This window comes from Bradyrhizobium sp. STM 3566 (genome assembly GCF_045571445.1).
GTDB lineage: Bacteria > Pseudomonadota > Alphaproteobacteria > Rhizobiales > Xanthobacteraceae > Bradyrhizobium > Bradyrhizobium vignae.
This window is the reverse complement of the sequence record NZ_CP120692.1, coordinates 3,003,951-3,028,877: the sequence shown is the minus strand read 5'-3', so window position 1 is coordinate 3,028,877 and position 24,927 is coordinate 3,003,951. Positions and strand designations below refer to the sequence as shown.

Sequence of the window (24,927 nt, the reverse complement as noted above, 5' to 3'; positions counted from 1 at the left end):
GCCGCGGTTAGCGGCGGCGACCGCGCAGCTTGGACTTGCGGATCAGGCCTTCGTACTGATGGGCCAGCAGATAGCCCTGCACCTGCGCCACCGTATCCATGGTGACACTGACCACGATCAGCAGCGAGGTGCCGCCGAAGTAGAACGGCACCGAGGCGTAGGAGATCAGGATCTCCGGGATCAAGCAGACGATGGCGAGATAGATCGCGCCGAGCACGGTGATGCGCGACAGCACGTAATCGATATATTCGGCGGTGCGCTCGCCGGGACGGATGCCCGGAATGAAGCCGCCATGTTTCTTCAGATTGTCCGCGGTCTCGGTCGGGTTGAACACGATCGCGGTGTAGAAGAAGGCGAAGAACACGATCAGCGCGAGATACAGGATCAGGAACAGCGGACGGCCATGGCCGAGCTGGGTGGTGATCCACTGGAACCATTCCGGCCCGCTGCCCGCGTTGAAATTCGCAACCGTGGTCGGCAGCAAGAGCAGCGAGGATGCGAAGATCGGGGGGATCACGCCCGAGGTGTTGAGCTTGAGAGGCAGATGCGAGGACTGGCCCTCGAACATCTTGTTACCGACCTGGCGCTTCGGATACTGGATCAGGAGCCGGCGCTGGGCGCGCTCCATGAACACGATGAAGCCGATCACGGCGACAGCCATGACGATGACGACCAGGATCAGCCCGGTCGACATCGCGCCCTGACGGCCGAGCTCGAGCATGTTGGCGAGCGCCGCGGGCAGCTCGGCGACGATGCCGGCGAGAATGATCAGCGAAATGCCATTGCCGATGCCGCGCGAGGTGATCTGCTCGCCCAGCCACATCAGGAACATGGTGCCGCCGGTCAGGGTAATCGCCGTGGACAGGCGGAAGAACATGCCGGGGTCGCTGACCACGTTGCCGGCGCCTTCGAGACCCACCGCGATGCCATAGGACTGGAACGCAGCCAGGATGACGGTCAGGTAGCGGGTGTACTGGTTGAGCGTCTTGCGGCCGGCCTCGCCTTCCTTCTTCAGCGCCTCGAGCTGCGGCGAGACGGTGGTCAGGAGCTGGATGATGATCGAGGCCGAGATGTACGGCATGATGTTCAGCGCGAAGATCGCCATGCGGTGGATGCCGCCGCCGGCGAACATGTTGAACATGCCGAGGATGCCGCCCGCCTGGGAGCGGAACACCTGCTCCCAGATGTTGGGATCGATGCCCGGCAGCGGGATGTAGGTCCCGAGCCGATAAACGAGCAGCGCACCCAGGGTGAACCAGATGCGCTTCTTCAGTTCGTCGGCCTTGGCAAACGCGCCGAAATTGAGATTGGCTGCCAGTTGTTCCGCTGCAGAGACCATCTTGGACTTTCTCCCGCCGCCTGTTGCGCCGTCATGCCCGCGGCCGGGCTAGTTTAGCGGACGCCGGACATTATCTGGGGCTCGGCTTCGATAAGTCCACGTCCCGCATGCGTAAAGGCCCGCGCGCCGCGGGCCGATGACGCAGTTGTTACGCCGCCTCGCCTTCTTCCTTGGGCTGGGCGAGGATCTTCACCGAGCCGCCGGCCTTCTCGACCGCCGCGATAGCGGTCTTGCTCGCGCCGTGCACCTCGATGTTGAGCTTGGACTTGAGCTCGCCGCGGCCGAGCAGCCGCAGGCCGCCCTTGGCGCGACGCAGCACGCCACCCTTCACCAGGGCTTCGACGTTGACGACGCTGCCGGCGTCGATCTTCTTGGCATCGACCGCTTCCTGGAGCCGGTCGAGATTGATCTCGGCGAACTCGACGCGGAAGATGTTGTTGAAGCCGCGCTTGGGCAGACGGCGATGCATCGGCATCTGGCCGCCTTCGAAACCCTTGATGCGCACGCCCGAACGCGCGGTCTGGCCCTTGCCGCCGCGGCCGGACTGCTTGCCCTTGCCGGAACCGATGCCGCGGCCGACGCGCATACGCTTTTTGCGCGAGCCGGCGTTGTCGGCGATATCGCTGAGCTTCATCGCCCTTCTCCTTGTGTCTTGCGCACGATCTTCACCGAAAACCGCTTCCCGCTTTCCCGGATCGTGCGCCTTTGCTTACTTCTCGTCGACGATGCGGACGAGATGGTGAACCTTCTCGATCATGCCGCGGACCGCCGGAGTGTCCGGCAATTCGCTGGTACGGCCGATCTTGTTGAGCTTGAGCCCGATCAGCGTCGAGCGCTGCGAGTGATGGCGGCGAATCGCGCTGCCGATCTGCTCGACCTTGATCGTCTTTGCGGCCTTGGCCATGTGGATCTACTCCGAAAAGCTTCCGTTAGTCGGCAGCCGCCTCGGCGTCGCCGCCGATACGACGGGACTGGAGGGTGGACACCTTGATGTTGCGGCGGGCTGCGACCGAACGCGGCGAATCCTGATGCTTCAGCGCGTCGAAGGTCGCGCGCACCATGTTGTACGGGTTCGACGAGCCGATCGACTTCGCCACCACGTCCTGGACGCCGAGCGTCTCGAACACGGCGCGCATCGGGCCACCGGCGATGATGCCGGTACCGGCCGGAGCTGCACGCAGGTAGACACGGCCCGCGCCATGACGACCGGCAATGTCGTGATGGAGCGTGCGGCCCTCGCGCAGCGACACGCGCGTCAGGTTGCGCTTGGCGGACTCGGTCGCCTTGCGGATCGCCTCAGGCACTTCGCGCGCCTTGCCGTGACCGAAGCCGGCGCGGCCCTTCTGGTCGCCGATCACGACCAGCGCTGCGAAACCGAAGCGCTTGCCGCCCTTGACGACCTTGGCCACGCGGTTGATGTGGACGAGCTTGTCGACGAACTCGCTGTCGCGCTCCTCGCGCTCCCTGCGTTCACGTCCGCCGCCGCGTTGATCGCGTCCACCACGTTGTTCGCGTTCAGCTGCCATGGTTTTTCCAATCCTTCAGAGGCTTACGCCCCAATCCTCAAATTCTGTTAGAAGCTCAGCCCACTCTCACGCGCCGCGTCGGCCAGAGCCTTGACGCGCCCGTGATAGAGATAGCCGCCGCGATCGAACACGACTTCCTTGACGCCCTTCTCGACCGCGCGCTCGGCCAGCAACTTGCCGACTGCTTTCGCTGCATCGATGTCCGCACCGGTCTTGCCGCCGTCGCGCATCGACTTCTCGAGCGACGAGGCAGAGGCCAGCGTCTCGCCCCTCAGGTCGTCGATGACCTGGGCGTAGATGTGCTTGGACGAGCGGAACACCGACAGACGCGGACGGCCGCCGGCGGAACGGCGCAGCTTCAGCCGCACACTCCGCTTGCGCCGGGCATTCGTAACCTTGGCTTTCGACATGACCGGCTCCGTTACTTCTTCTTGCCTTCCTTGCGGAAGATGAATTCGCCCACGTACTTCACGCCCTTGCCCTTGTAGGGCTCCGGCGGACGGTAGGCGCGGATCTCGGCGGCGACCTGACCGACGCGCTGGACGTCGCTGCCCGCCACCGTGATCTCGGTCGGCTTCGGCACGGTGATCGTGATCCCCTCGGGGATCGGATAGATCACGTCATGGCTGTAGCCGAGCGCGAGCTGGAGGTTCTTGCCCTGCATCGCGGCACGATAGCCGACGCCGGTGATCTCGAGCTTCTTCTCGAAACCCTTGGTGACGCCTTCGACCAGATTCGCGACCTGGGCGCGAGCGGTGCCGTACAGCGCCCGCGCGCGGTTGGTCTCGGCCCGCGGCTTGACGTTGATCTGGCCGTTCTCGAGCTTCACCTCGACGTCGTCGTGGACGATGAACTGAAGCTGGCCCTTCGGCCCCTTCATCTTGACGGTCTGGCCGTCGACGGTCGCGGTAACGCCCGACGGCACCGTCACAGGCTTCTTGCCAACACGTGACATGGATCGAAAATCCTTCTCAGAACACCGTGAAGAGGACTTCACCGCCCACATTCGCGTCGCGCGCGCTGTGGTCGGCCATGATCCCCTTCGGCGTCGACAACACCGAAATGCCGAGTCCATTGTTCACCCGCGGCAGGTTCTTCACCGAGGCGTAGACGCGGCGCCCGGGCTTGGAAACGCGTTCAATCTCGCGGATGACGGGCTCGCCGTCGAAATACTTCAGCTCGATCTCGATCTCGCTGCGGCCCGAGGAATGCTCGAGCGTGGCGTAGCCGCGGATGTAGCCCTCGGCCTTCAGAACCTCGAGCACGTTCTCGCGCATCTTCGAGCCAGGCGTGGAGACCTTGGTCTTCGAACGCAACTGCGCATTGCGGATACGGGTGATCAGATCGCTGATTGGATCGTGCGTAGACATCTAAACGACCCTCCTTACCAGCTGGACTTCACGAGGCCCGGGACCATGCCCTTGGAGCCAAGGTCGCGCAGCGCGATACGGGACAGCTTGTTCTTGCGGTAGTTCGAGCGCGGACGGCCCGACAATTCGCAACGCATGCGGATGCGGGTCGCCGACGAATTGCGCGGCATTTCCGCCAGCTTCAGGGTCGCGGCGAACCGCTCCTCCATCGGCAGCGTCTTGTCGGCGATGATCGCCTTCAACCGCTCGCGCTTGGCGGCGGCGTTCTTCACCATCCGCTTGCGCCGGTTGTTCTTCTCGACTGAACTCTTCTTTGCCATGCTTGGCTCCTGGGTATCCGCGTTTGAGAGGCTCTAGGTCAGCGTCTCACTGCCGGAACGGGAAATTGAAAGCGGTCAACAAGGCCCTCGCCTCTTCGTCGGTCTTGGCCGTGGTGCAGACGGTGATGTCCATACCGCGAGCTTCCGCGACCTTGTCGAAGTCGATCTCGGGGAAAATGATGTGCTCCTTGATGCCGAGCGAATAGTTGCCACGGCCGTCGAAGCTCTTCGGGTTCAGACCGCGGAAGTCGCGGACGCGTGGCAGCGCGACATTCACCAGGCGATCGATGAACTCGTACATGCGGGCCTTGCGCAGCGTGACCTTGCAGCCGATCGGCTGGTTCTCACGCAGCTTGAAGGTCGCGATCGCGATGCGCGAATAGGTCACGATCGCCTTCTGGCCGGCGATCTGGGTCAATTCGGCAGCGGCGGTCTCGGCCTTCTTGCGGTCGTTGACCGAATCGCCGACGCCCATGTTCAGCACGACCTTGTCCAGCCGCGGAACCTGCATGACGTTCTGGTAACCGAACTTCTCGGTCAGAGCCGTACGGATCTTCGCGTCATATTCCGCGCGCAGGCGCGGTGTGTAAGCGGCCTCAGCCATCGATCTCAGCTCCCGAGCTCTTGGCGATGCGAACCTTCTTGCCGTCCGCCAGAATCTTGAATCCGATGCGGGTCGGCTTTCCGTCCTTGCCGACATACGCGATGTTGGACAGGTGGATCGGCGCCTCTTTCGAGATGATGCCGCCCTCCTGGGCCTGCGTCTGCTTCTGGTGACGCTTGACCATGTTGATGCCGCGCACCAGCGCGGTGCCGGCGTCGGGACGAACCTCGAACACTTCGCCGGTGCGGCCCTTGTCGCGGCCGGTCAGCACGACGACCTTGTCGCCCTTGCGGATCTTCGCAGCCATCACAGCACCTCCGGCGCGAGCGAGATGATCTTCATGTGGTTCTTGGCGCGCAGCTCGCGCGGCACGGGCCCGAAGATACGGGTGCCGACCGGCTCGGACTGGTTGTTGATCAGGACGGCGGCGTTGCGGTCGAAGCGGATGACCGAACCGTCGGCGCGGCGGATGTCCTTGCGGACGCGCACCACGACGGCCTTCATCACGTCGCCCTTCTTCACCTTGCCACGCGGGATAGCTTCCTTGATCGAAACGACGATGATGTCGCCGATCGTTGCGTAGCGGCGCTTGGAGCCCCCAAGCACCTTGATACACATGACACGGCGTGCGCCAGAATTGTCGGCCACGTCGAGGTTGGTCTGCATCTGAATCATTGATGCACCTCGTCCTCTTTCTCTTTGCGCCAGCCCAGCCGGCGCTCAACATTTCCCTGAAGTCAGTCGGCTAGAGCCAACAGATCAGGCGCTTTTCTTGTGTTCGCCCCGGATCACGACCCAGCGCTTCAACTTCGAAATCGGCTTCGTTTCCTCGATCCACACCATGTCGCCCGGCTTGAACTGGTTGCTCTCGTCGTGCGCGTGGTAGTTCTTCGAACGGCGGATCGTCTTCTTGTAGATCGGGTGCGTGAAGCGGCGATCGACGCGCACCACGATGGTCTTGGCTTGCTTGTCGCTGACGACCACGCCCTGCAAAGTACGTTTCGGCATCTTCGTAAGCCTCTTACTTCTTCTTCGCGCGCGTCTGCGCGGCGACGGTCTTGATCCGGGCGATGTCACGGCGAGCCTCGCGCAGGCGCGAGGTGTTCTCGAGCTGCCCGGTGGCGCGCTGGAAGCGCAGGTTGAAGCGCTCCTTCTTCAGGTTCAGGATGGCATCATCCTGCTGATCGGGGCTCATCGCACGGATGTCTTCGATCTTCATCTGGGCCATGGCCATTACTCCGCAATGCGCTCGACGAAGCGCGTCTTGATCGGCAGCTTGGCGGCCGCCAGGGTCAGCGCTTCACGCGCCGTCTGGGTGTTGACGCCGTCGATCTCGAACAGCACCCGGCCCGGCTTGACGCGCGCGACCCACAATTCCGGCGAACCCTTACCGGAGCCCATGCGGACTTCGGCCGGCTTCTTGGACACCGGAACGTCGGGGAACACGCGGATCCAGACGCGGCCGGCGCGCTTCATGTGACGGGTCAGCGCGCGACGGGCGGCTTCGATCTGACGCGCGGTGACGCGCTCAGGCTCGGTCGCCTTCAGGCCGAACTGGCCGAACGCCAACGTCGCGCCCGAAGACGCAACGCCGTGGATGCGGCCCTTATGCGCCTTCCGGAACTTCGTTTTCTTAGGTTGCATCATGGCTTTAAGCCCTCAAATTCTCAGGTCAGCTCAGGCTGCAGCCGCGTCGCGGCGCTGCCGGCCGCCACCACCGCTACCAGTGCCCTCGCCTTCGGCCATTCTCTTGTCCTGGGCCATCGGATCGTGCTCGAGGATCTCGCCCTTGAAGATCCAGACCTTGACGCCGCAGGTGCCGAAGGTCGTGAACGCGGTCGCAACGCCGTAGTCGATGTCGGCGCGCAGCGTGTGCAGCGGCACGCGACCTTCGCGGTACCACTCCATGCGCGCGATTTCCGCACCGCCGAGACGTCCCGAGCAGTTGATGCGGATGCCCTCCGCGCCGAGGCGCATCGCCGACTGCACGGCGCGCTTCATGGCACGGCGGAACGCCACGCGGCGCTCGAGCTGCTGCGCGATCGACTCCGCCACCAGCGTCGCATCGAGCTCCGGCTTGCGGATCTCGACGATGTTGATGACGACGTCGGACGAGGTGATGTCCGCGACCTTCTTGCGCAGCTTGTCGATGTCCGCACCCTTCTTGCCGATCACCACACCCGGACGGGCCGAGTGGATGGTGACGCGGCACTTCTTGTGCGGACGCTCGATCACGATGCGGGCAACGGCAGCCTGCTTGAGCTCCTTGTGCAGGATCTCACGGATCTTGACGTCCTCGTGCAACAGCTTGCCGTATTCCTGCTTGCCGGCGAACCAGCGGGAATCCCAGGTCCGGTTGATGCCGAGACGCAGACCGATCGGATTGATCTTTTGACCCATCGTGTTCTCCTGCGCCCTTAAGCGGCGGCTTCAGCTTCGACCTGACGAACGATGATCGTCAGCTGCGAAAATGGTTTGTAGACACGGCCCGAGCGGCCGCGGCCACGAGCGGCAAAGCGCTTCATCACGAGGCCGTTGCCGACGAAGGCCTGCGCAACGACGAGATCGTCGACGTCGAGGTCGTGGTTGTTCTCGGCGTTGGCGATAGCCGATTCCAGGCACTTCTTCACGTCGACCGCGATCCGCTTGCGCGAAAACTGCAGGTCGGCGAGCGCAGCAGACGCCTTCCGGCCGCGAATGAGCTGGGCGACCAGGTTGAGCTTCTGCGGGCTCACCCGCAGCATCCGGGCGACCGCCTTGGCCTCGTTGTCGGCGAGGCTCCGTTCGCGCTTAGGTTTGCTCATCGTTTAATCCTCAAGCCTTCTTGGCTTTCTTGTCGCCGGAGTGGCCATGGAAGGTCCGGGTCGGCGAGAACTCGCCGAACTTGTGACCGACCATTTCCTCGTTGACGGCCACCGGCACGTGCTTCTGACCGTTGTAGACGCCGAAGGTCAGGCCGACGAACTGCGGCAGGATCGTCGAGCGACGGCTCCAGATCTTGATGACGTCGTGACGGCCGGACGCACGGGCGGCATCTGCCTTCTTGAGCAGAGAACCCTCGACGAACGGGCCTTTCCAGACTGAACGAACCATGTCCGGCGTTCCTTACTTCTTCCGCTTGTGGCGGCTTAGGAGAATGAATTTGTTGGTCGACTTGTTGGTACGGGTCTTCTTGCCCTTGGTCGGCTTGCCCCACGGAGTGACCGGGTGACGACCGCCCGAGGTGCGACCTTCACCACCGCCGTGCGGATGGTCGATCGGGTTCATCGCGACACCGCGGTTGTGCGGCCTGCGGCCCATCCAACGCTTGCGACCGGCCTTGCCGATCGAGGTGTTCATGTGATCCGGGTTCGACACCGCGCCGATCGTGCCGCGGCAACGGCCGTGCACCAGGCGCTGCTCGCCCGAGTTCAGGCGGATGATCACGTAATCCTGGTCGCGACCGACGAGCTGGGCGTAGGTGCCGGCGGAACGGGCGAGCTGGCCGCCCTTCCCGATCTTGACCTCGATGTTGTGGATGATCGTGCCGACCGGCATGTTGCCGAGCGGCATGACGTTGCCCGGCTTCACGTCGACATAGTTGCCGGCAATGATGGTGTCACCCACGGCCAGGCGCTGCGGCGCCAGGATGTAGGCCTGCTCGCCGTCCTGATACTTGATCAGCGCAATGAAGCCGGTGCGGTTCGGATCATACTCCAGCCGCTCGACGGTCGCGGGGACGTCGACCTTCTCGCGCTTGAAGTCGACGGTGCGCAGCGTCTGCTTGTGACCACCGCCGCGGAAACGCACGGTGATGCGACCAGTGTTGTTGCGGCCGCCCGAGGACTTCTTGCCCTCGGTGAGCGCCTTGAGCGGCTTGCCCTTGTAGAGGGCCGAACGATCGACCATGACCAGCTGGCGCTGGCCTGGCGTCGTGGGATTGAATGTCTTCAGTGCCATCGTCGTACGACCTTACAGACCGGTGGTGACGTCGATCCGGTGACCCTCTTCGAGAGTCACGATCGCGCGTTTGCTGTTCGACTGCGAGCCGATGGTGCCGCGGAAGGCCTTGACCTTGCCCTTGCGGACCAGCGTGTTGACGCTCTTGACCTTGACGTCGAACAGCTTCTCGATCGCTTCCTTGATCTGCGGCTTGGTCGCCTTGGCGGCCACCTTGAAAAGCACTTTGTTGTGCTCCGAAGCGATCGTCGCCTTTTCGGTCACGACCGGCGACAGGATCACGTCGTAGTGGCGAGGCTCGATGTTCTTGCTCATTTGAAGCGCGCCTCCAGCGCATCGATGGCGGCCTTGGTCAGAACGAGTTTCTGACGGCGCAGGATGTCATAGACGTTGATGCCCTGGATCGGCAGCACGTCCATGTTCGGGATATTGCGAGCCGCGGCGGCGAAACCGTTGTTGAGCTCGGCGCCGTCGATGATCAGCGCATTGGTGAGCCCGAGGCCCGAGAAGTGGCCGAGCAACGCCTTGGTCTTGGCGGTCTCGAGCGCGGCCTTCTCGATCACGACGAGATCGCCGTCCTTGGCCTTGGCCGAGAGCGCATGCTTGAGCGCCAGGGCGCGGACCTTCTTCGGCAGGTCGGTGGCGTGCGAACGCACCACCGGACCGAAGGCACGGCCGCCGCCGCGGAACTGCGGCACGCGGGCCGAGCCGTGACGAGCACCGCCGGTGCCCTTCTGCTTGTACATCTTCTTGCCGGTGCGCCAGATCTCGGCGCGGCCCTTGGCCTTGTGCGTGCCGGCCTGGCGCTTGTTGAGCTGCCACTGCACGCAGCGCGCGATGATGTCCTCGCGCGGCTCGAGGCCGAAAATGGCGTCGGAGAGCTGGACCGAGCCGGCTTCCTTACCTTCGAGGGTGGTGACCTTCAATTCCATCTCACGCCTCCTGCGTAGCCGGAGCGGCTTCCGCGTCGCCAGCAACCTTGAACTTGCCGGGCTTCGGAGCTTCCTTCGGCAGCGGCTTCTTGACGGCATCGCGCACGCGGATCCAACCGCCCTTGGAGCCCGGAACGGCGCCTTCGACGAGGATCAGGCCCCGCTCGACATCGGTCTGGACGACGCGAAGGTTGAGCGTGGTGATGCGATCGACACCCATGTGGCCGGGCATCTTCTTGTTCTTCCAGGTCTTGCCGGGGTCCTGACGGCCACCGGTCGAACCGATCGAGCGGTGCGAGATCGACACACCGTGCGTGGCGCGCAGACCGCCGAAGTTCCAGCGCTTCATGCCGCCGGCGAAGCCCTTACCGACCGAGGTGCCCGTGACGTCGACGAACTGGCCGACGACGAAGTGGTCGGCCTGGATCTCGGCGCCGACCGGGATCATGGCATCCGCAGAGACGCGGAATTCCTCGACCCGGCGCTTCGGCTCGACCTTGGCGACCGCGAACTGGCCGCGCTCGGCCTTGGGCATGTAAACGGTCTTGCGGCTGCCCGAACCGAGCTGGAGCGCGACGTAACCGTTCTTCTCTTCGGTGCGGTGGCCTACGACCTGGCAATTGCCGAGCTTCAGCACGGTCACGGGGATATGTTCGCCAGCCTCCGTGAAGACCCGCGTCATCCCGACCTTTTGTGCGATCACTCCGGAGCGCATCGGCTTGCTTCCTGTTCTCTTTGTCCGCTTTTGGCGAACGGGATCCAAAATCTTAGAGCTTGATCTCGACGTCGACACCGGCGGCCAAGTCGAGCTTCATCAAAGCATCGACGGTCTGCGGGGTCGGATCGACGATGTCGAGCAGGCGCTTGTGAGTGCGCATCTCGAACTGTTCGCGGCTCTTCTTGTCGACGTGGGGCGAACGGTTGACGGTGAACTTCTCGATGCGGGTGGGCAGCGGAATCGGTCCGCGGACCTGCGCGCCGGTGCGCTTCGCCGTGTTCACGATCTCACGGGTCGACGTATCGAGGATACGATGGTCGAACGCCTTGAGACGGATACGAATATTTTGGCCGTTCATTGCCGTGGTCTCTCTTCAGTGGGTGGCGAATAGCGAATAGCGAATGTCACCATTCGCTACTCGCCGTCCCTTTTCTCGTAATTACTCGATGATCGAGGCGACGACGCCGGCGCCGACGGTGCGGCCGCCTTCGCGGATCGCGAAGCGGAGCTTCTCTTCCATCGCGATCGGCACGATCAGGTGCACTTCCATCGCGATGTTGTCGCCCGGCATCACCATCTCGGTGCCTTCCGGCAGGTGCACGACACCGGTCACGTCGGTGGTGCGGAAGTAGAACTGCGGACGGTAGTTGGTGAAGAACGGGGTGTGGCGACCGCCCTCTTCCTTGGTGAGGATGTAGGCCTCAGCCTTGAACTTGGTGTGCGGCTTGACCGAACCCGGCTTGGCCAGAACCTGGCCGCGCTCGACGTCCTCGCGCTTGGTGCCGCGGAGCAGCGCGCCGATGTTGTCGCCGGCCTGGCCCTGATCGAGCAGCTTGCGGAACATTTCGACGCCGGTGACGGTGGTCTTCTGGGTCGCACGCAGACCGACGATCTCGATTTCCTCGCCGACCTTGACGACGCCGCGCTCGACACGGCCGGTCACGACGGTGCCGCGGCCCGAGATCGAGAACACGTCTTCAACCGGCATCAGGAACGGCTGGTCGATCGGACGCTCCGGCTGCGGAATGTACTCGTCGACGTTGCGCATCAGCTCGAGGATGGCGTCGTGGCCGAGCTTCTTGTCGGAGTCTTCGAGAGCGGCAAGCGCCGAACCCTTGATGATCGGGATCTTGTCGCCGGGGAATTCGTACTTGGAGAGCAGCTCGCGGACTTCGAGCTCGACGAGCTCGAGCAGCTCCGGGTCGTCGACCATGTCGCACTTGTTGAGGAACACGACGAGCGCGGGCACGCCGACCTGGCGGGCGAGCAGGATGTGCTCGCGGGTCTGCGGCATCGGGCCGTCAGCGGCCGACACGACCAGGATCGCACCGTCCATCTGGGCGGCGCCGGTGATCATGTTCTTGACGTAGTCGGCGTGGCCGGGGCAGTCGACGTGGGCGTAGTGGCGGTTCGTGGTCTCGTACTCGACGTGCGCGGTCGAGATGGTGATGCCGCGCGCCTTCTCTTCCGGCGCCTTGTCGATCTGATCGTACGCGGTGAACGTCGCACCGCCGGTCTCGGCGAGGATCTTGGTGATCGCCGCGGTCAGCGACGTCTTGCCATGGTCGACGTGACCGATGGTGCCGATGTTGCAGTGCGGCTTGGTACGTTCAAACTTTGCTTTGGCCATTTGACTCTCCGTTCAATCGTCGGCTTGAGACCGACGATAATCAGGCAAACTTCTTCTGGACTTCTGCCGACACGTTGGCCGGCGCTTCTGCGTAGTGGTCGAACTGCATGGTGAAGGTCGCGCGACCCTGGCTCATGGAGCGCAGGTTGTTCACGTAACCGAACATGTTCATGAGCGGCACCATCGCATTGATGACGTTGGCGTTGCCGCGCATGTCCTGCCCCTGGATCTGACCGCGCCGGGAATTCAGGTCGCCGATGACCGAGCCGGTGTAGTCTTCCGGGGTCACAACTTCGACCTTCATGATCGGCTCGAGCAGGACGGACTTGCCCATCTGCAGCGCTTCGCGGAAGCAGGCACGCGAAGCGATTTCGAAGGCGAGCGCCGACGAGTCGACGTCGTGATACTTGCCGTCGACGAGCTGCACCTTGACGTCGACCACGGGGAAGCCCGCGACCACGCCGGACGACAGCACGCTCTCCAGGCCCTTCTCGACGCCGGGGATGTATTCCTTCGGCACCGCACCGCCGACGATCTTCGATTCGAACTCGAAGCCCTTGCCGGGCTCGTTCGGCTCGACGATGAACGACACGGCCGCGAACTGGCCGGTACCGCCGGTCTGCTTCTTGTGGGTGTAGCTGTGCTCCACCCGCTTGGTGATGCGCTCGCGGAACGCCACCTGCGGCGCGCCGATGTTGGCGTCGACCTTGTAGGTGCGCTTGAGGATGTCGACCTTGATGTCGAGATGGAGTTCGCCCATGCCCTTGAGGATGGTCTGGCCGGACTCATGGTCGGTCGACACGCGGAAGGACGGATCCTCCGCCGCGAGCTTGGCCAGCGCCACGCCCAGCTTCTCCTGGTCGGCCTTGGACTTCGGCTCGATCGCGATCTCGATGACCGGCTCGGGGAATTCCATCTTCTCGAGGATGACCTGATGGTCGGGATCGCACAGCGTGTCACCGGTGCGCGCTTCCTTCAGGCCGGCCAGCGCGACGATGTCGCCGGCATAGGCTTCCTTGATGTCCTCGCGGTTGTTTGCATGCATCAACAGCATGCGCCCGATCCGTTCCTTCTTCTCGCGGGTCGAGTTCACGACGCCGGTGCCGCTCTGCAGAATGCCGGAATAGATGCGGCAGAAGGTGATGGTGCCGACGAACGGGTCGTCCATGATCTTGAACGCGAGCAGCGCCAGCGGCTCCTTGTCGTCCGCCTTGCGCACGACTTCGTTGCCCTTGTCGTCCGTGCCCTTGATCGCGGGCACGTCGAGCGGCGACGGCAGATAGTCGACGACGGCGTCGAGCAGCGGCTGCACGCCCTTGTTCTTAAAGGCCGAGCCGCACAGCACGGGATAGAACGCGCCGGTCAGCACCGCCTTGCGGATCAGGCGTTTCAGCGTCGCCTCGTCCGGCTCCTTGCCGTCGAGATAGGCGGCCATGGCGTCGTCGTCGAGCTCGACGGCGGCTTCCACCATCTTCTCGCGGTATTCCTTGGCCTGGTCGACGAGATCTTCCGGAATATCGACATAATCGAACTTCGCACCGAGCGATTCATCGTTCCAGACGACGCCCTTCATCTTCACGAGATCGACGAGACCCTTGAAGTTGTTCTCGGCACCGATCGGGAGCTGGATCGCGACGGGCTTGGCACCCAGACGGTCAACGATGTCGGACAGGCACTTGAAGAAGTCCGCACCGATCTTGTCCATCTTGTTGGCGAAGACGATACGCGGAACCTTGTACTTGTCGCCCTGGCGCCAGACGGTCTCGGTCTGGGGCTCGACGCCCTGGTTGGAGTCGAGCACGCAGACGGCGCCGTCGAGCACGCGCAGAGAACGCTCGACTTCGATGGTGAAGTCGACGTGGCCGGGCGTGTCGATGATGTTCAGGCGCTTGCCGTTCCAGAAGGCGGTGGTCGCAGCCGAGGTGATCGTGATGCCACGCTCCTGCTCCTGCTCCATCCAGTCCATCGTCGCGGCACCTTCGTGCACTTCGCCGATCTTGTGGCTCTTGCCGGTGTAATAGAGGATGCGCTCGGTCGTCGTGGTCTTGCCGGCGTCGATATGCGCCATGATACCGAAGTTACGGTAGTCCTCGATGGCATGTTGGCGGGGCATGGGGTGTTCCTTGCGAGTCCGTTTGTTTCGCCGTTACCAGCGATAATGCGAGAAGGCGCGGTTGGCTTCCGCCATGCGGTGCACGTCTTCGCGCTTCTTGACGGCGTTCCCCCGGTTGTTCGATGCGTCCAAGAGCTCCGCCGAGAGCCGCTCGGTCATCGTCTTCTCATTGCGCTCGCGCGCGGCCGCGATCAGCCAGCGGATGCCCAGGGCCTGCCGGCGGGTCGAGCGAACCTCGACCGGAACCTGATAGGTCGCGCCGCCGACGCGGCGGGAGCGCACCTCGATCGTCGGCATGACGTTCTCGAGCGCCTGCTCGAACACGCCGAGCGGGTTCTGCTTGGTCTTGGACTCGATGATGCCGAACGCGCCGTAGACGATACCTTCGGCGACCGACTTCTTTCCGGCGTACATCACCGAGTTCATGAACTTCGTGACGATGATGTTCCCGAACTTCGGATCCGGGAGAACTTCGCGCTTTTCCGCAGAGTGGCGACGAGACATAGGCTTGGTTCCCGCTTACTTCGGACGCTTGGCGCCGTACTTCGAACGGCGCTGCTTACGGTTCTTGACGCCCTGGGTATCCAGAACGCCGCGGAGGATGTGGTAGCGCACGCCGGGCAAGTCCTTGACGCGGCCGCCGCGGATCATGACCACCGAGTGCTCCTGGAGGTTATGACCCTCGCCGGGGATGTAGCCGATCACCTCGAAGCCGTTGGTCAGGCGCACCTTGGCAACCTTACGAAGCGCCGAGTTCGGCTTCTTCGGGGTCGTGGTGTAGACGCGCGTGCAAACACCACGCTTCTGCGGCGATTGCTGCAGCGCCGGCACCTTCTTGCGCGACTTCTGCACTTCCCGCGGTTGAGCGATCAGCTGGTTGATCGTCGGCATTCTGGCCTTCACCCTTTTTCTGCCGCGGCCCCTCTCGGGTCCGCTGTCTTGCCGCGGCCCGTCACCGGGTCCGCAAATTCTGTTCGAGCCACCCGCCCGAGGGGCCACCTTGCGCGAAATAACCCACGCAAAGCGAAATTGCGCCAACCGCTCCATCAACGAGCGGAAAGCGCTTCGACGCCACAGAGGACCGCAGTAGTGAGGCCGTTCAGCGTAACGCCGCGGCCCGCGCACTGAGGTCATGCATCCGAATTCGATCTCAAGAGAACATGCTCAAGAGAACTAAAGTCGCACTGGCATTGCCTAGCTATGATCGACAGCGTTTGAGCGGCATTCGTCGAGGTTGGTGCCCGCCTTTACGACCCCTTATGGATCTAGTCCTTGGGGATCAACGGGTGGCCCGTTCCGACGCTGGCGATGCTCACCGCCTGTCGTTAAGTGAGGCGCTTTCTATAAGTGAGAATCGGTCAAGTCAAGGTGAAACGACAGTCACAAAGCGCCTCACGTGCCTGCAGAAATAGCCTCCTGGCCGCCTCCGCGCACCCGTCCGACATGGGAACGAAGAGTCCGATCTGCTAGGCTCGAAAGAGGATTATACCCGGATTAAATATAGTTTTATTATCAAACAGAGGGCTTTTTTCTGCCCATACACAGATCTGACGGCTGGCGAACAGGCTTTCCAGCATTCCCGGCGTGCCGCGTTGGGCGGTCTCGCGGGGATTTCGATGGGAGTGGTCGATCCGCGGGGGCCGATCCCCCAAACCGCTTGTCGAAAAAAGTTGGCGGCTCCACGTCGGCCGAACGCCTTGCGCAACAGAATCAATGAGTCGGTGCTGGACCACACGCGCTTGGGAGACGAGACATGGATCGGCCAAGCCGGCTCCCTTGGAGCCGAACGCCTCCGGTCACTCCTCCTCGTCCTCGTCGTCCTCGTCGCTGTCGTCGTCGGCGTGAGCCGACACGCCATGCGGCTGGTGGATCTGATCGTTCCACAGCTTGCGATAGGTGCCGTTCTTGGCGAGCAGCTCGGCATGGGAGCCGCGCTCGATCGCCCTGCCCCCTGAAATCACGATGATCTCGTCCATCTCGACCACCGACGCGAGGCGGTGGGTCGACCAAATCATGGTGCGGCCCTTGGCGAGCTTCAGCAGCGTGCGGTTGATCGCGGCTTCCGTGGTCTGGTCGAGGGCCGAGGTGGCTTCGTCCAGCAGCAGAACGGATGGGTTACGGATGATCGCACGCGCGATCGCGATGCGCTGGCGCTGGCCACCCGACAGCGTGTCTCCGCGCTCGCCGACCTGCGTGTCGTATTGCTGCGGCAGGCTCATGATGTAGCGGTGGATCTCGGCCTTCTTGGCCGCCTCCTCCACCTCTTCGTCGGTCGCCCCCTCCTTGCCGAGCCGGATGTTCTCGCGGATCGACATGTTGAACAGCATATTCTCCTGGAACACCACCGCCATGCTCCGACGCAGCGAATCCAACGTCACCTTGCGGACATCGACGCCGTCGATGGTGACGCGGCCTTCATTGGGCACGTAGAGCCGCAGAATCAGATTGAGCAGCGTGCTCTTGCCGGAGCCTGAGGGGCCGACGATGGCGATGCGCTTGCCGGCCTTGAGCTTGAGGCTGAGATTGTCCAGTACCGGTGTCTGACTGCCCTCGTACTGGAAGGTGACGTGATCGAAAGTAATGTCGTTGGTGATGCGCGGCAGATCGGGCGCGCCGGGGCGATCGGCACCGCGGGTCGGCTCGTCCAGCAGCTCCTGGATGTGGCGGATCGCGGCGGCCGAGGAGATCGACACCGGGATGAAGTGCATCACGTGGGCGATGTTGTAGGAGACCTCCCAGAACGCGCTCTCGAAGGTGACGAAGGTGCCGATGGTGATCTGGCCCTTGGTCGCCAGATAGGCGCCGATCGCGAGCACCACGAGGTGCAGGAGCAGCACCGAGACGGTGACCGTCCGCTCCACCATGGTCGACAGGAACGCGGCCGAGGCGATCTTGTTGCGGGTCTCGTCGTTGCGCAAGGTGAAGAAGCCGAACATCTTGCGTTGCAGGCTGAACGCCTTGATCACGGCCTGCGCCGCCACGTTCTCCTGCACCATTCCGAGCAGCGCGCTCTCGTTGAGCTTCTGCTCGTAATTGGCCTGCACCGCTTTCGGCGTGAGGATGCGCGGGCCAATCAGCGTGATCGGGAACACCAGAAGCGCGACCACCGCGAGCTGCCAGTTCAGGAACAGCATCAGGATGATGCCGGCGATCAACTCCAGGAACGGCAGCGCGGCGCTGTTGGCAAAGGTCTTGACCGAGCCTTCGAAGGCCGAGAGGTCGACCGAGAAGCGTGACAGGATCTCGCCGCGCTTGGTGCGGCCGAAATAGGCCGCCGGCAGGTCCTGGACGTGCTCGAACAGGCGCTTGCGGACATCGGAGATGATGCAGGCGGCAAGCCGCGCGTCCCAGCGCTCGTACCAGACCGCAACGATCGAAGTGAAGATGCCGGCGACGGCGAGCGCGCCGAGTATCTTATAGAGCGCCTGAAAATCCTCCTCGCCGAGTGCGTCGTCGATCAGGAACTTGAGGCTGAGCGGCATGATGACGTTGAACAACGTCTCGACCACGACGCCGAATGCGACGAACGACAGCATCCGCTTGTAGTTGGAGAGATAGGGTTTGACGAACCCGACGATGGTCGCGAGCGCGCCGGCGGCTTCCCGCGCGGTAAAGACGACGAGGTCCTCGTCCTCGTCGTCGAGCTCCAGCTCGTCATCCTCCTGATCCTCGTCGTCTTCGAGGTCCGGCTTGGCGAGGGCAAGCTTGTCGTCGAGCTCGGCCGCCTCTTCCGCGGCGAGCTTCTGTTTGTCGGGCGGGAGGGGCTTGGACGCCATGAAACCAACCGATGCTGACGGCCGGCCTGACCGCAGAGAGAACCAGAAAATAGCGGCAACCGCTATTGCACCGATTCTATGCGATCAGGATGAATTCGGCAAAACAATTGGCGAATCCGACCTGCCCCGCGGCTAGTCCTCGTCCTCGACTTTATCGAAGAACGAATAGCGCAAGGAGTCCGCGTCCGCATACCACTGCCCCGGCCCCTTGTTGGCGGCGAGCGTCGCCTCCCAGAGCGCATCGGTACAATCCTTGCGGTGCATCGAAAGCTCGAAACCGTTGCCGAAGAACAGTTCGGACCATTCCCACCAGGTGCCGAGCTTCTTGACCCCACGCAGGAGGTCGTAGCGGTCGATCAATGCCGGCGCCATGTCCGAGGTGATCGAGCCGAACACGAGGCCGGTCTTGACCACGCGGTTGAGCTCGCGGATGGCGCGGGTCACCTGCTTCGGGGAGACGTGGCAGAGGCTGGTCTCGAAGACGAAGTCGAACGTGCCGTCCTTGAACGGCAGGTCGGTGATTGATCCGAGCTTGTTGTACTTCTTCAGCGCTTTCGGCGTCTTGGCATGGATCGCCCGATTGTTCTCGATTCCCCATGCGTCGATGCCGCGATCGCGCAGCGCGCCGACCAGCTCGCCGCTGGCGGAGCCCGCGACCAGCAGCTTGGCCCCCGCAGCCTTGCCCCAGACGATGTCGATCAGTCTGGCGAGGTAATCGGGATCGGTGAAGTGCCGCCACGCTTCGTGATAGGGGCCGAGGCCGCGATAGTTCTCGAAATAATCGCGATCGATCTTGTTCGAGAGCGGCTCGTTCTGCTGCGCGCGTTCGCGGCGCAGGCGCATCATCTCGGTCAGGATGATGTCGGTCGCCGCGTCCGAGGAGTCGAGCAGGCCGTTCAGCGTCGAATCGAACAGATAGTCGCCGACCACCACGATGCCGGGATGCTCCTTCGGCTCGGGCCGGTGATTGGTCATGACGTCGCGCACGGGCAAGCCGCCCGGCAGCGCATTCACCGACGACAGCCAACGGTGGATCTTGCCTTCCATGAAATGCAAACGCGCATCGCCGAGGGAAGCCGGCAGCGATTTCAGGGCGGCATCGATCAGCTCCTGATCCGACAGATTGGCAAAAGCCAGCGCGTCGGAGCCGGGAATGAGCCAGTTCAGAACGCCATGCTTGCCGACGTCGTGGCGCGCGCCCTCGTTGTAAACGCAGCAGCCGCCGAAGGCCTCCGACATGAACCAGGCGCCCGGAATCTTCTCGCCCCAGAACGGCTCGTCGAACAGGATCGAGACGCGCAGATAATGCGCGGGGCGGTCGAAATAGGCGACGTGCTTGACCATCGACTTGCGCAGCTGCTCGCCCTCCCAGCCGAGGGTGGCGAGCCAGGAATGCGGCAGGCAGACCAGCACGAGATCGAAGTCGCGGGTCTCCGGTCCCTTGCCGTTCATCATCTTGAGCTGATAGCGGCCGGTCGGCGCCTTGCCGACGGTGAGCACGCGGTGATTGAGCTGGATGTCGGCATTGACCTCCGACTGCAGGCACTCGATCAGCTGCTCGTTGCCATTCTGGATGGAATAGAGGCCGATATAGCCGTCGACATCCATCAGATAGTTCTTCAGCGCGTTGAGACCGTTGGTGTTGTGGCTCTCGGTCGCGATGTCGGAGCGCGCCATCACCTTGAAGAAACGCTTTGCCGTGTCGTCCTCGACCTCCTCGTCGAGCACCTGCTCGGCGGTCTTGTAGGCCCAGGGATTCTCGTTGTCGTGCGCGCCGACGCCCTCGTAATATTCGATCGGCGACATCACCTCGGTACAGCGCTTGCGGAACGCCTCGATCGCGGCCGCGGTCTTGGCGCCGTACTTGCGGCGCATGCCCGGCACGTCATTGAGGAGCTCGCCGCCGAAATGCACCTGCTCGGCGTCCATGGGAATGGTCTGGAGGCCGAAATGCTGGATCAGCTCGCGCAGCGGATCGGGGCCGGTCATCGAGTAATCGTAGATCTCGGCAACGCCGGCCTCGTACATGGCGGGTGCCGAATCGAATTTGCGCGTGACGATCTTGCCGCCGAGCCGGTCGGAGGCCTCGTAGATGGTGACGCGGCAGAGATCGCCGAGTTTGCGCTTCAGATACCAGGCGCTCATCAGCCCGCCGGGGCCGCCGCCTACGATTGCGAGATCAAGCATGAGAGTTCCGTGGTCTTCGGCCCCTGCCCCGTCGCGGGACCACCGGGCTAAGCTCTCCTAGCAGAAGCGCTTTTGCGGCTGAAGGAAAGATGAACAAAGATTTTCCCGCATCGCAGCAGGCGAAGGAAACAGCAAAAAAAGGCCGGCAAAAGCCGGCCTTTTCATTGTCCCCAGTATTCCTACGGATGAATCATCATTCCGCAGGCGGCAGCGCCATCGGCTCCGCTTCCGGCGCGGGCGACACGACGGCCGCCTGCTTCTCGCGCTCATCCAGGATCAGCTTGTCGCGCTTCATGGCGACTTCGCGGATCTTGGCCATGGAGGCGCCGGTACCCGCCGGGATCAGCCGGCCGACGATGACGTTCTCCTTGAGGCCTTCGAGCGGATCGATCTTGCCGTTGACCGCCGCCTCTGTGAGGACGCGGGTGGTCTCCTGGAACGATGCCGCCGAGAAGAAGGACCGGGTCTGGAGGCTCGCCTTGGTGATGCCGAGCAGGACCGGCGTTCCCGTGGCGGGCTTCTTGCCCTCTTCCTTGGCCTTCGCGTTCAGCGCGTCGAACTCGATCTTGTCGACCTGCTCGCCGGAGATCATGTCCGTATCGCCCTGATCGGTGATTTCCACCTTCTGGAGCATCTGACGGACAATCACCTCGATGTGCTTGTCGTTGATGAGCACGCCCTGCAGCCGGTAGACCTCCTGGATCTCGTTGACCAGATAGGCCGCGAGTTCCTCGATGCCCTTCACCGCAAGGATGTCGTGCGGCGCCGGGTTGCCTTCCACGATGAAGTCGCCCTTTTCGACGACGTCGCCGTCCTGAAGGTGGATGTGCTTGCCCTTCGGGATCAGGTACTCGCGCGGCTCGTCGGTCTTGTCCATCGGCTCGATCGAGATGCGACGCTTGTTCTTGTAGTCGCGCCCGAACCGGATGGTGCCCGCGATTTCGGCGATGATCGCCGCATCCTTCGGGCGCCGAGCCTCGAACAGTTCCGCCACCCGCGGCAGACCGCCGGTGATGTCACGCGTCTTGGCGCTTTCGGTCGAGACACGGGCGAGGATATCGCCCGGCTGGACCTTGGCTCCGATATCGACCGAGAGAATGGCGTCGACCGACAGCATGTAGCGGGCATCGCCGCCACGGGCGAGCTTGAGCACCTTGCCGTCCTTGCCCTTGACCACGATGGCCGGACGCAGGTCCGAGCCGCCGCGCGTCGAGCGCCAGTCGATGACCACGCGCTTGGCGATACCCGTGGCTTCGTCGAGCGTTTCCGAGATCGACTGACCCTCGACCAGATCCTCGAAGCCGATGGTTCCCTCGACTTCGGTGAGCAGCGGACGGGTGTAGGGATCCCACTCCACGATACGCTGGCCGCGCTTGACCATGTCGCCCTCGTCGACGTGCAGGCGCGAACCGTACTGGATACGGTGCGTCGCACGCTCGGTGCCGTCGGCATCGACGATCGCAACGACCATGTTGCGCACCATCGCGATCAGGTGACCTTCGCTGTTGCGGGCGATGGACTTGTTCCTGATCACGATCTTGCCGTCGAAGTTGGCTTCGACGAAAGACTGCTCGTTGAGCTGCGCCGCACCGCCGATATGGAAGGTGCGCATGGTGAGCTGGGTGCCCGGCTCGCCGATCGACTGCGCCGCGATGACGCCGACCGCTTCGCCGTGATTGACCGGCGTGCCGCGGGCGAGGTCGCGGCCGTAGCACTTGCCGCAGATGCCGTTGACGAGTTCGCAGGTCAGCGCCGAGCGGATCTTCACCTCCTGGATGCCGGCCTGATGGATGGCATCCACGTGGCTTTCTTCCATCAGCGTGTCGCGCTTGACGATCACCTTACCCGAGCCGTCACGCACGTCTTCGCAGGCCGTGCGTCCGAGGATGCGCGAGCCGAGCGAGGCGACCACGGTGCCGGCGTCGACGATGGCGCGCATCTTGATGCCGAGCTTGGTGCCGCAGTCACTCTGCGTGATGATGCAGTCCTGCGCCACGTCGACGAGACGACGGGTCAGGTAGCCGGAGTTCGCGGTCTTCAACGCGGTGTCCGCGAGGCCCTTGCGGGCGCCGTGGGTCGAGTTGAAGTACTCGAGCACCGAGAGGCCTTCCTTGAAGTTCGAGATGATCGGCGTCTCGATGATCTCGCCCGACGGCTTGGCCATCAGGCCGCGCATGCCGGCGAGCTGGCGCATCTGGGCCGGCGAACCGCGGGCACCGGAGTGAGCCATCATGTAGATCGAATTGATGTCGGCGTCGGCTCCGCTCGCCGTCTTCTTGGTGGCGGAGATCTCCTTCATCATCGCCTTGGCGATTTCTTCCGTGGCCTTCGACCAGGCATCGACGACCTTGTTGTACTTCTCGCCGTGGGTGATCAGACCGTCGTTGTACTGCTGCTCGAAATCCTTCGCCAGCGTACGAGTGGTGTCGACGATCTTCCACTTGCCGTGCGGCACGACCATGTCGTCCTTGCCGAACGAAATGCCGGCCTTGAACGCATTGTAGAAGCCGAGCGCCATGATGCGGTCGCAGAAGATCACCGTCTCCTTCTGGCCGCAGTGGCGGTAGACCTGGTCGATGACGCCCGAGATCTCGCGCTTCGTCATCAGCTTGTTGATGATCTCGTACGAGATCCGCGGATTCTTCGGCAGCAGGTTGCCGAGCATGACGCGGCCGGCGGTGGTCTCGATCCAGCGCTTGGAGACCTTGCCGGTCTCATCCATGCCTTCCCACCGGTACTTGATCTTGGTGTGGAGGTGGATGACCTTCGCATGCAGCGCGTGCTCGAGCTCGGCCATGTCGCCGAACACCTTGCCTTCGCCGGGCAGGCCTTCGCGCATGATCGAGACGTAGTACAGACCGAGCACGATGTCCTGCGACGGCACGATGATCGGCTGGCCGTTCGCCGGATGCAGGATGTTGTTGGTCGACATCATCAGGACGCGCGCTTCCAGCTGCGCCTCGAGCGACAGCGGGACGTGCACGGCCATCTGGTCGCCGTCGAAGTCGGCGTTGAACGCGGAGCAGACCAGCGGGTGAAGCTGGATCGCCTTGCCCTCGATCAGCACGGGCTCGAACGCCTGGATGCCGAGGCGATGCAGCGTCGGGGCGCGGTTGAGCAGCACCGGATGCTCGCGGATCACCTCGTCCAGGATGTCCCAGACCTCGGGTCGCTCCTTCTCGACCAGCTTCTTGGCCTGCTTCACGGTGGTGGACAGGCCCTTGGCGTCGAGCCGCGAATAGATGAACGGCTTGAACAACTCGAGCGCCATCTTCTTCGGCAGGCCGCACTGATGCAGGCGCAGCTCGGGACCAACCACGATCACCGAACGGCCCGAATAGTCGACGCGCTTGCCGAGCAGGTTCTGGCGGAAGCGGCCCTGCTTGCCCTTGAGCATGTCGGCGAGCGACTTCAGCGGGCGCTTGTTGGCACCGGTGATGACGCGGCCGCGCCGGCCGTTGTCGAACAGCGCATCGACCGCCTCCTGAAGCATGCGCTTCTCGTTGCGGATGATGATGTCGGGCGCGCGCAGCTCCATCAGCCGCTTCAGGCGGTTGTTGCGGTTGATGACGCGGCGGTAGAGGTCGTTCAGGTCCGACGTCGCGAAGCGGCCGCCGTCGAGCGGCACCAGCGGACGCAGGTCCGGCGGGATCACCGGGACCACGGTCATGATCATCCATTCCGGCTTGTTGCCGGAGTGGCGGAACGCTTCCACGATCTTCAGGCGCTTGGCGAGCTTCTTGTGCTTGATGTCGGAGTCGGTCTCCTGCATCTCGGCACGCAGCGAGGCTTCGAGCTTCTCGAGGTCCATGCCCTTGAGCAGCTCGCGGATCGCCTCGGCACCGATCATGGCGGTGAAGGAATCCTGGCCGTACTCGTCCTGCGCCTTCAGATACTCGTCTTCCGACAGGAGCTGGCGGTCCTTCAGCGCGGTGAGGCCCGGCTCGAGCACGACGTAGTATTCGAAGTAGAGGATCCGCTCGAGATCCTTCAGCGTCATGTCGAGCAGGAGGCCGATGCGCGAGGGCAGCGACTTCAGGAACCAGATGTGGGCGACGGGGGCTGCGAGCTCGATATGGCCCATGCGCTCGCGCCGGACGCGCGACAGCGTGACCTCGACCGAGCACTTCTCGCAGATGATGCCCTTGTACTTCATGCGCTTGTACTTGCCGCACAAGCACTCGTAATCCTTGATCGGCCCGAAGATGCGGGCGCAGAACAGACCGTCGCGCTCGGGCTTGAAGGTCCGGTAGTTGATGGTCTCGGGCTTTTTGATCTCGCCGTAGGACCAGGACAGAATCTTCTCGGGGGACGCGATCGAGATCCGGATCTGGTCGAAGACCTGAGCCGGCGTCGTCGGGTTGAAGAGATTCATAACTTCTTGGTTCATCGTCTTCTCCTCGCGTGCCGGTCGCCTCCGGCCGCAAATTCGAAAATCACTCAAGCGGGGCGCCCTGCCCTCAAGGCCTCGGG

Annotated in this window: 30 protein-coding genes; 1 reads left to right on the top strand and 29 read right to left on the bottom strand. The window is 63.3% G+C overall.

All coding sequences use genetic code 11. The features are described from left to right. Window positions 1-7 precede the first annotated feature (7 nt). The 27 genes from secY to P6U27_RS14345 form a co-directional block, all read right to left on the bottom strand. Window positions 8-1,339: a preprotein translocase subunit SecY gene (secY, locus tag P6U27_RS14475; protein WP_129145684.1), complete on the bottom strand. Its 1,332-nt coding sequence runs from the start codon at window positions 1,337-1,339 to the stop codon at window positions 8-10. Window positions 1,340-1,487: 148 nt separating this feature from the next. Next, the gene (gene rplO / locus P6U27_RS14470; protein ID WP_036011044.1) at window positions 1,488-1,973 is read right to left on the bottom strand and encodes a 50S ribosomal protein L15; all 486 of its coding nucleotides are present in this window, start codon (window positions 1,971-1,973) and stop codon (window positions 1,488-1,490) included. 75 nt (window positions 1,974-2,048) lie between these two features. Next, window positions 2,049-2,243: a 50S ribosomal protein L30 gene (gene rpmD, locus P6U27_RS14465; protein ID WP_122402703.1), complete on the bottom strand. Its 195-nt coding sequence runs from the start codon at window positions 2,241-2,243 to the stop codon at window positions 2,049-2,051. Window positions 2,244-2,268: 25 nt separating this feature from the next. Further along, window positions 2,269-2,865, bottom strand: coding sequence for a 30S ribosomal protein S5 (gene rpsE, locus P6U27_RS14460; RefSeq protein WP_014494507.1), 597 nt, complete (start codon window positions 2,863-2,865; stop codon window positions 2,269-2,271). A 47-nt stretch (window positions 2,866-2,912) separates the two neighbouring features. Beyond that, on the bottom strand, window positions 2,913-3,275 hold the full coding sequence (gene rplR, locus P6U27_RS14455) for a 50S ribosomal protein L18 (protein WP_122402702.1): 363 nt from the start codon (window positions 3,273-3,275) through the stop codon (window positions 2,913-2,915). An 11-nt stretch (window positions 3,276-3,286) separates the two neighbouring features. After that, the gene (gene rplF / locus P6U27_RS14450; protein ID WP_122402701.1) at window positions 3,287-3,820 is read right to left on the bottom strand and encodes a 50S ribosomal protein L6; all 534 of its coding nucleotides are present in this window, start codon (window positions 3,818-3,820) and stop codon (window positions 3,287-3,289) included. 16 nt (window positions 3,821-3,836) lie between these two features. Further along, the gene (gene rpsH, locus P6U27_RS14445) at window positions 3,837-4,235 is read right to left on the bottom strand and encodes a 30S ribosomal protein S8 (RefSeq protein ID WP_122402700.1); all 399 of its coding nucleotides are present in this window, start codon (window positions 4,233-4,235) and stop codon (window positions 3,837-3,839) included. 14 nt (window positions 4,236-4,249) lie between these two features. Next, window positions 4,250-4,555 (bottom strand): 30S ribosomal protein S14, encoded by a 306-nt coding sequence (gene rpsN, locus P6U27_RS14440; protein WP_122402699.1) that lies wholly within the window; start codon window positions 4,553-4,555, stop codon window positions 4,250-4,252. Window positions 4,556-4,601: 46 nt separating this feature from the next. Continuing rightward, on the bottom strand, window positions 4,602-5,159 hold the full coding sequence (gene rplE / locus P6U27_RS14435) for a 50S ribosomal protein L5 (protein WP_122402698.1): 558 nt from the start codon (window positions 5,157-5,159) through the stop codon (window positions 4,602-4,604). Next, window positions 5,152-5,466 carry a 50S ribosomal protein L24 gene (gene rplX / locus P6U27_RS14430; protein ID WP_122402697.1) on the bottom strand — a complete coding sequence of 105 codons (315 nt, stop codon included), beginning with the start codon at window positions 5,464-5,466 and terminating at the stop codon, window positions 5,152-5,154. The genes rplE and rplX overlap by 8 nt, the downstream gene beginning before the upstream one ends. After that, window positions 5,466-5,834 (bottom strand): 50S ribosomal protein L14, encoded by a 369-nt coding sequence (gene rplN / locus P6U27_RS14425; protein ID WP_007603030.1) that lies wholly within the window; start codon window positions 5,832-5,834, stop codon window positions 5,466-5,468. Before rplN ends, rplX begins: the two co-directional genes overlap by 1 nt. 84 nt (window positions 5,835-5,918) lie before the next feature. Then, window positions 5,919-6,167 carry a 30S ribosomal protein S17 gene (gene rpsQ, locus P6U27_RS14420; RefSeq protein ID WP_024342452.1) on the bottom strand — a complete coding sequence of 83 codons (249 nt, stop codon included), beginning with the start codon at window positions 6,165-6,167 and terminating at the stop codon, window positions 5,919-5,921. Between the two features lie 13 nt (window positions 6,168-6,180). Beyond that, entirely contained in the window at window positions 6,181-6,387 is a 207-nt protein-coding gene (gene rpmC / locus P6U27_RS14415) for a 50S ribosomal protein L29 (protein WP_011088144.1), read from the bottom strand. Between the two features lie 5 nt (window positions 6,388-6,392). Further along, complete coding sequence (gene rplP / locus P6U27_RS14410) at window positions 6,393-6,806, bottom strand: 50S ribosomal protein L16 (protein WP_008136349.1); 414 nt, start codon at window positions 6,804-6,806, stop codon at window positions 6,393-6,395. Between the two features lie 30 nt (window positions 6,807-6,836). After that, entirely contained in the window at window positions 6,837-7,559 is a 723-nt protein-coding gene (gene rpsC, locus P6U27_RS14405) for a 30S ribosomal protein S3 (protein ID WP_122402696.1), read from the bottom strand. Window positions 7,560-7,576: 17 nt separating this feature from the next. Continuing rightward, window positions 7,577-7,963, bottom strand: a complete 387-nt coding sequence (gene rplV / locus P6U27_RS14400) for a 50S ribosomal protein L22 (protein ID WP_008549264.1) — start codon at window positions 7,961-7,963, stop codon at window positions 7,577-7,579. 10 nt (window positions 7,964-7,973) lie between these two features. Continuing rightward, entirely contained in the window at window positions 7,974-8,252 is a 279-nt protein-coding gene (gene rpsS, locus P6U27_RS14395) for a 30S ribosomal protein S19 (RefSeq protein WP_008136357.1), read from the bottom strand. Between the two features lie 12 nt (window positions 8,253-8,264). Beyond that, complete coding sequence (gene rplB, locus P6U27_RS14390; RefSeq protein WP_060736369.1) at window positions 8,265-9,098, bottom strand: 50S ribosomal protein L2; 834 nt, start codon at window positions 9,096-9,098, stop codon at window positions 8,265-8,267. Window positions 9,099-9,110: 12 nt separating this feature from the next. Then, a complete protein-coding gene (locus P6U27_RS14385; protein WP_025036992.1) occupies window positions 9,111-9,413 on the bottom strand; it encodes a 50S ribosomal protein L23 in 303 nt (100 codons plus the stop codon). Beyond that, entirely contained in the window at window positions 9,410-10,030 is a 621-nt protein-coding gene (gene rplD / locus P6U27_RS14380; protein WP_091894751.1) for a 50S ribosomal protein L4, read from the bottom strand. Before rplD ends, P6U27_RS14385 begins: the two co-directional genes overlap by 4 nt. A gap of 1 nt (window position 10,031) precedes the next feature. Further along, window positions 10,032-10,745, bottom strand: coding sequence for a 50S ribosomal protein L3 (gene rplC / locus P6U27_RS14375; RefSeq protein ID WP_122402695.1), 714 nt, complete (start codon window positions 10,743-10,745; stop codon window positions 10,032-10,034). A gap of 52 nt (window positions 10,746-10,797) precedes the next feature. Then, on the bottom strand, window positions 10,798-11,106 hold the full coding sequence (gene rpsJ, locus P6U27_RS14370; RefSeq protein ID WP_002712302.1) for a 30S ribosomal protein S10: 309 nt from the start codon (window positions 11,104-11,106) through the stop codon (window positions 10,798-10,800). Window positions 11,107-11,187: 81 nt separating this feature from the next. Further along, window positions 11,188-12,378, bottom strand: a complete 1,191-nt coding sequence (tuf, locus tag P6U27_RS14365) for an elongation factor Tu (RefSeq protein ID WP_027574053.1) — start codon at window positions 12,376-12,378, stop codon at window positions 11,188-11,190. Between the two features lie 40 nt (window positions 12,379-12,418). After that, window positions 12,419-14,491 (bottom strand): elongation factor G, encoded by a 2,073-nt coding sequence (fusA, locus tag P6U27_RS14360; RefSeq protein WP_122402694.1) that lies wholly within the window; start codon window positions 14,489-14,491, stop codon window positions 12,419-12,421. Window positions 14,492-14,524: 33 nt separating this feature from the next. Then, window positions 14,525-14,995, bottom strand: coding sequence for a 30S ribosomal protein S7 (gene rpsG, locus P6U27_RS14355; protein ID WP_018647239.1), 471 nt, complete (start codon window positions 14,993-14,995; stop codon window positions 14,525-14,527). A gap of 15 nt (window positions 14,996-15,010) precedes the next feature. After that, a complete protein-coding gene (gene rpsL, locus P6U27_RS14350) occupies window positions 15,011-15,382 on the bottom strand; it encodes a 30S ribosomal protein S12 (RefSeq protein ID WP_007603006.1) in 372 nt (123 codons plus the stop codon). A gap of 905 nt (window positions 15,383-16,287) precedes the next feature. Further along, window positions 16,288-18,267 carry an ABC transporter ATP-binding protein gene (locus P6U27_RS14345; RefSeq protein ID WP_129145683.1) on the bottom strand — a complete coding sequence of 660 codons (1,980 nt, stop codon included), beginning with the start codon at window positions 18,265-18,267 and terminating at the stop codon, window positions 16,288-16,290. On the opposite strand from P6U27_RS14345, the gene P6U27_RS14340 reads away from it, so the two are divergent. Further along, entirely contained in the window at window positions 18,266-18,403 is a 138-nt protein-coding gene (locus P6U27_RS14340) for a hypothetical protein (protein WP_407194258.1), read from the top strand. The genes P6U27_RS14345 and P6U27_RS14340 overlap by 2 nt on opposite strands. Here P6U27_RS14340 and P6U27_RS14335 read toward each other — a convergent pair. Next, the gene (locus P6U27_RS14335; RefSeq protein WP_122402692.1) at window positions 18,400-20,454 is read right to left on the bottom strand and encodes an FAD-dependent oxidoreductase; all 2,055 of its coding nucleotides are present in this window, start codon (window positions 20,452-20,454) and stop codon (window positions 18,400-18,402) included. The two genes, P6U27_RS14340 and P6U27_RS14335, sit on opposite strands and share 4 nt — an antisense overlap. Window positions 20,455-20,647: 193 nt before the next feature. Beyond that, on the bottom strand, window positions 20,648-24,844 hold the full coding sequence (gene rpoC / locus P6U27_RS14330; RefSeq protein WP_122402691.1) for a DNA-directed RNA polymerase subunit beta': 4,197 nt from the start codon (window positions 24,842-24,844) through the stop codon (window positions 20,648-20,650). Window positions 24,845-24,927: the final 83 nt, after the last annotated feature.

What these genes read in the sequence shown, in the direction of transcription:
- secY (WP_129145684.1), bottom strand. Translation starts at nt 1,339, where the DNA reads ATGGTCTCTGCAGCGGAACAACTGGCAGCCAATCTCAATTTCGGCGCG.
- rplO (WP_036011044.1), bottom strand. Translation starts at nt 1,973, where the DNA reads ATGAAGCTCAGCGATATCGCCGACAACGCCGGCTCGCGCAAAAAGCGT.
- rpmD (WP_122402703.1), bottom strand. Translation starts at nt 2,243, where the DNA reads ATGGCCAAGGCCGCAAAGACGATCAAGGTCGAGCAGATCGGCAGCGCG.
- rpsE (WP_014494507.1), bottom strand. Translation starts at nt 2,865, where the DNA reads ATGGCAGCTGAACGCGAACAACGTGGTGGACGCGATCAACGCGGCGGC.
- rplR (WP_122402702.1), bottom strand. Translation starts at nt 3,275, where the DNA reads ATGTCGAAAGCCAAGGTTACGAATGCCCGGCGCAAGCGGAGTGTGCGG.
- rplF (WP_122402701.1), bottom strand. Translation starts at nt 3,820, where the DNA reads ATGTCACGTGTTGGCAAGAAGCCTGTGACGGTGCCGTCGGGCGTTACC.
- rpsH (WP_122402700.1), bottom strand. Translation starts at nt 4,235, where the DNA reads ATGTCTACGCACGATCCAATCAGCGATCTGATCACCCGTATCCGCAAT.
- rpsN (WP_122402699.1), bottom strand. Translation starts at nt 4,555, where the DNA reads ATGGCAAAGAAGAGTTCAGTCGAGAAGAACAACCGGCGCAAGCGGATG.
- rplE (WP_122402698.1), bottom strand. Translation starts at nt 5,159, where the DNA reads ATGGCTGAGGCCGCTTACACACCGCGCCTGCGCGCGGAATATGACGCG.
- rplX (WP_122402697.1), bottom strand. Translation starts at nt 5,466, where the DNA reads ATGGCTGCGAAGATCCGCAAGGGCGACAAGGTCGTCGTGCTGACCGGC.
- rplN (WP_007603030.1), bottom strand. Translation starts at nt 5,834, where the DNA reads ATGATTCAGATGCAGACCAACCTCGACGTGGCCGACAATTCTGGCGCA.
- rpsQ (WP_024342452.1), bottom strand. Translation starts at nt 6,167, where the DNA reads ATGCCGAAACGTACTTTGCAGGGCGTGGTCGTCAGCGACAAGCAAGCC.
- rpmC (WP_011088144.1), bottom strand. Translation starts at nt 6,387, where the DNA reads ATGGCCCAGATGAAGATCGAAGACATCCGTGCGATGAGCCCCGATCAG.
- rplP (WP_008136349.1), bottom strand. Translation starts at nt 6,806, where the DNA reads ATGATGCAACCTAAGAAAACGAAGTTCCGGAAGGCGCATAAGGGCCGC.
- rpsC (WP_122402696.1), bottom strand. Translation starts at nt 7,559, where the DNA reads ATGGGTCAAAAGATCAATCCGATCGGTCTGCGTCTCGGCATCAACCGG.
- rplV (WP_008549264.1), bottom strand. Translation starts at nt 7,963, where the DNA reads ATGAGCAAACCTAAGCGCGAACGGAGCCTCGCCGACAACGAGGCCAAG.
- rpsS (WP_008136357.1), bottom strand. Translation starts at nt 8,252, where the DNA reads ATGGTTCGTTCAGTCTGGAAAGGCCCGTTCGTCGAGGGTTCTCTGCTC.
- rplB (WP_060736369.1), bottom strand. Translation starts at nt 9,098, where the DNA reads ATGGCACTGAAGACATTCAATCCCACGACGCCAGGCCAGCGCCAGCTG.
- P6U27_RS14385 (WP_025036992.1), bottom strand. Translation starts at nt 9,413, where the DNA reads ATGAGCAAGAACATCGAGCCTCGCCACTACGACGTGATCCTGTCGCCG.
- rplD (WP_091894751.1), bottom strand. Translation starts at nt 10,030, where the DNA reads ATGGAATTGAAGGTCACCACCCTCGAAGGTAAGGAAGCCGGCTCGGTC.
- rplC (WP_122402695.1), bottom strand. Translation starts at nt 10,745, where the DNA reads ATGCGCTCCGGAGTGATCGCACAAAAGGTCGGGATGACGCGGGTCTTC.
- rpsJ (WP_002712302.1), bottom strand. Translation starts at nt 11,106, where the DNA reads ATGAACGGCCAAAATATTCGTATCCGTCTCAAGGCGTTCGACCATCGT.
- tuf (WP_027574053.1), bottom strand. Translation starts at nt 12,378, where the DNA reads ATGGCCAAAGCAAAGTTTGAACGTACCAAGCCGCACTGCAACATCGGC.
- fusA (WP_122402694.1), bottom strand. Translation starts at nt 14,491, where the DNA reads ATGCCCCGCCAACATGCCATCGAGGACTACCGTAACTTCGGTATCATG.
- rpsG (WP_018647239.1), bottom strand. Translation starts at nt 14,995, where the DNA reads ATGTCTCGTCGCCACTCTGCGGAAAAGCGCGAAGTTCTCCCGGATCCG.
- rpsL (WP_007603006.1), bottom strand. Translation starts at nt 15,382, where the DNA reads ATGCCGACGATCAACCAGCTGATCGCTCAACCGCGGGAAGTGCAGAAG.
- P6U27_RS14340 (WP_407194258.1), top strand. Translation starts at nt 18,266, where the DNA reads ATGAAACCAACCGATGCTGACGGCCGGCCTGACCGCAGAGAGAACCAG.
- P6U27_RS14345 (WP_129145683.1), bottom strand. Translation starts at nt 18,267, where the DNA reads ATGGCGTCCAAGCCCCTCCCGCCCGACAAACAGAAGCTCGCCGCGGAA.
- P6U27_RS14335 (WP_122402692.1), bottom strand. Translation starts at nt 20,454, where the DNA reads ATGCTTGATCTCGCAATCGTAGGCGGCGGCCCCGGCGGGCTGATGAGC.
- rpoC (WP_122402691.1), bottom strand. Translation starts at nt 24,844, where the DNA reads ATGAACCAAGAAGTTATGAATCTCTTCAACCCGACGACGCCGGCTCAG.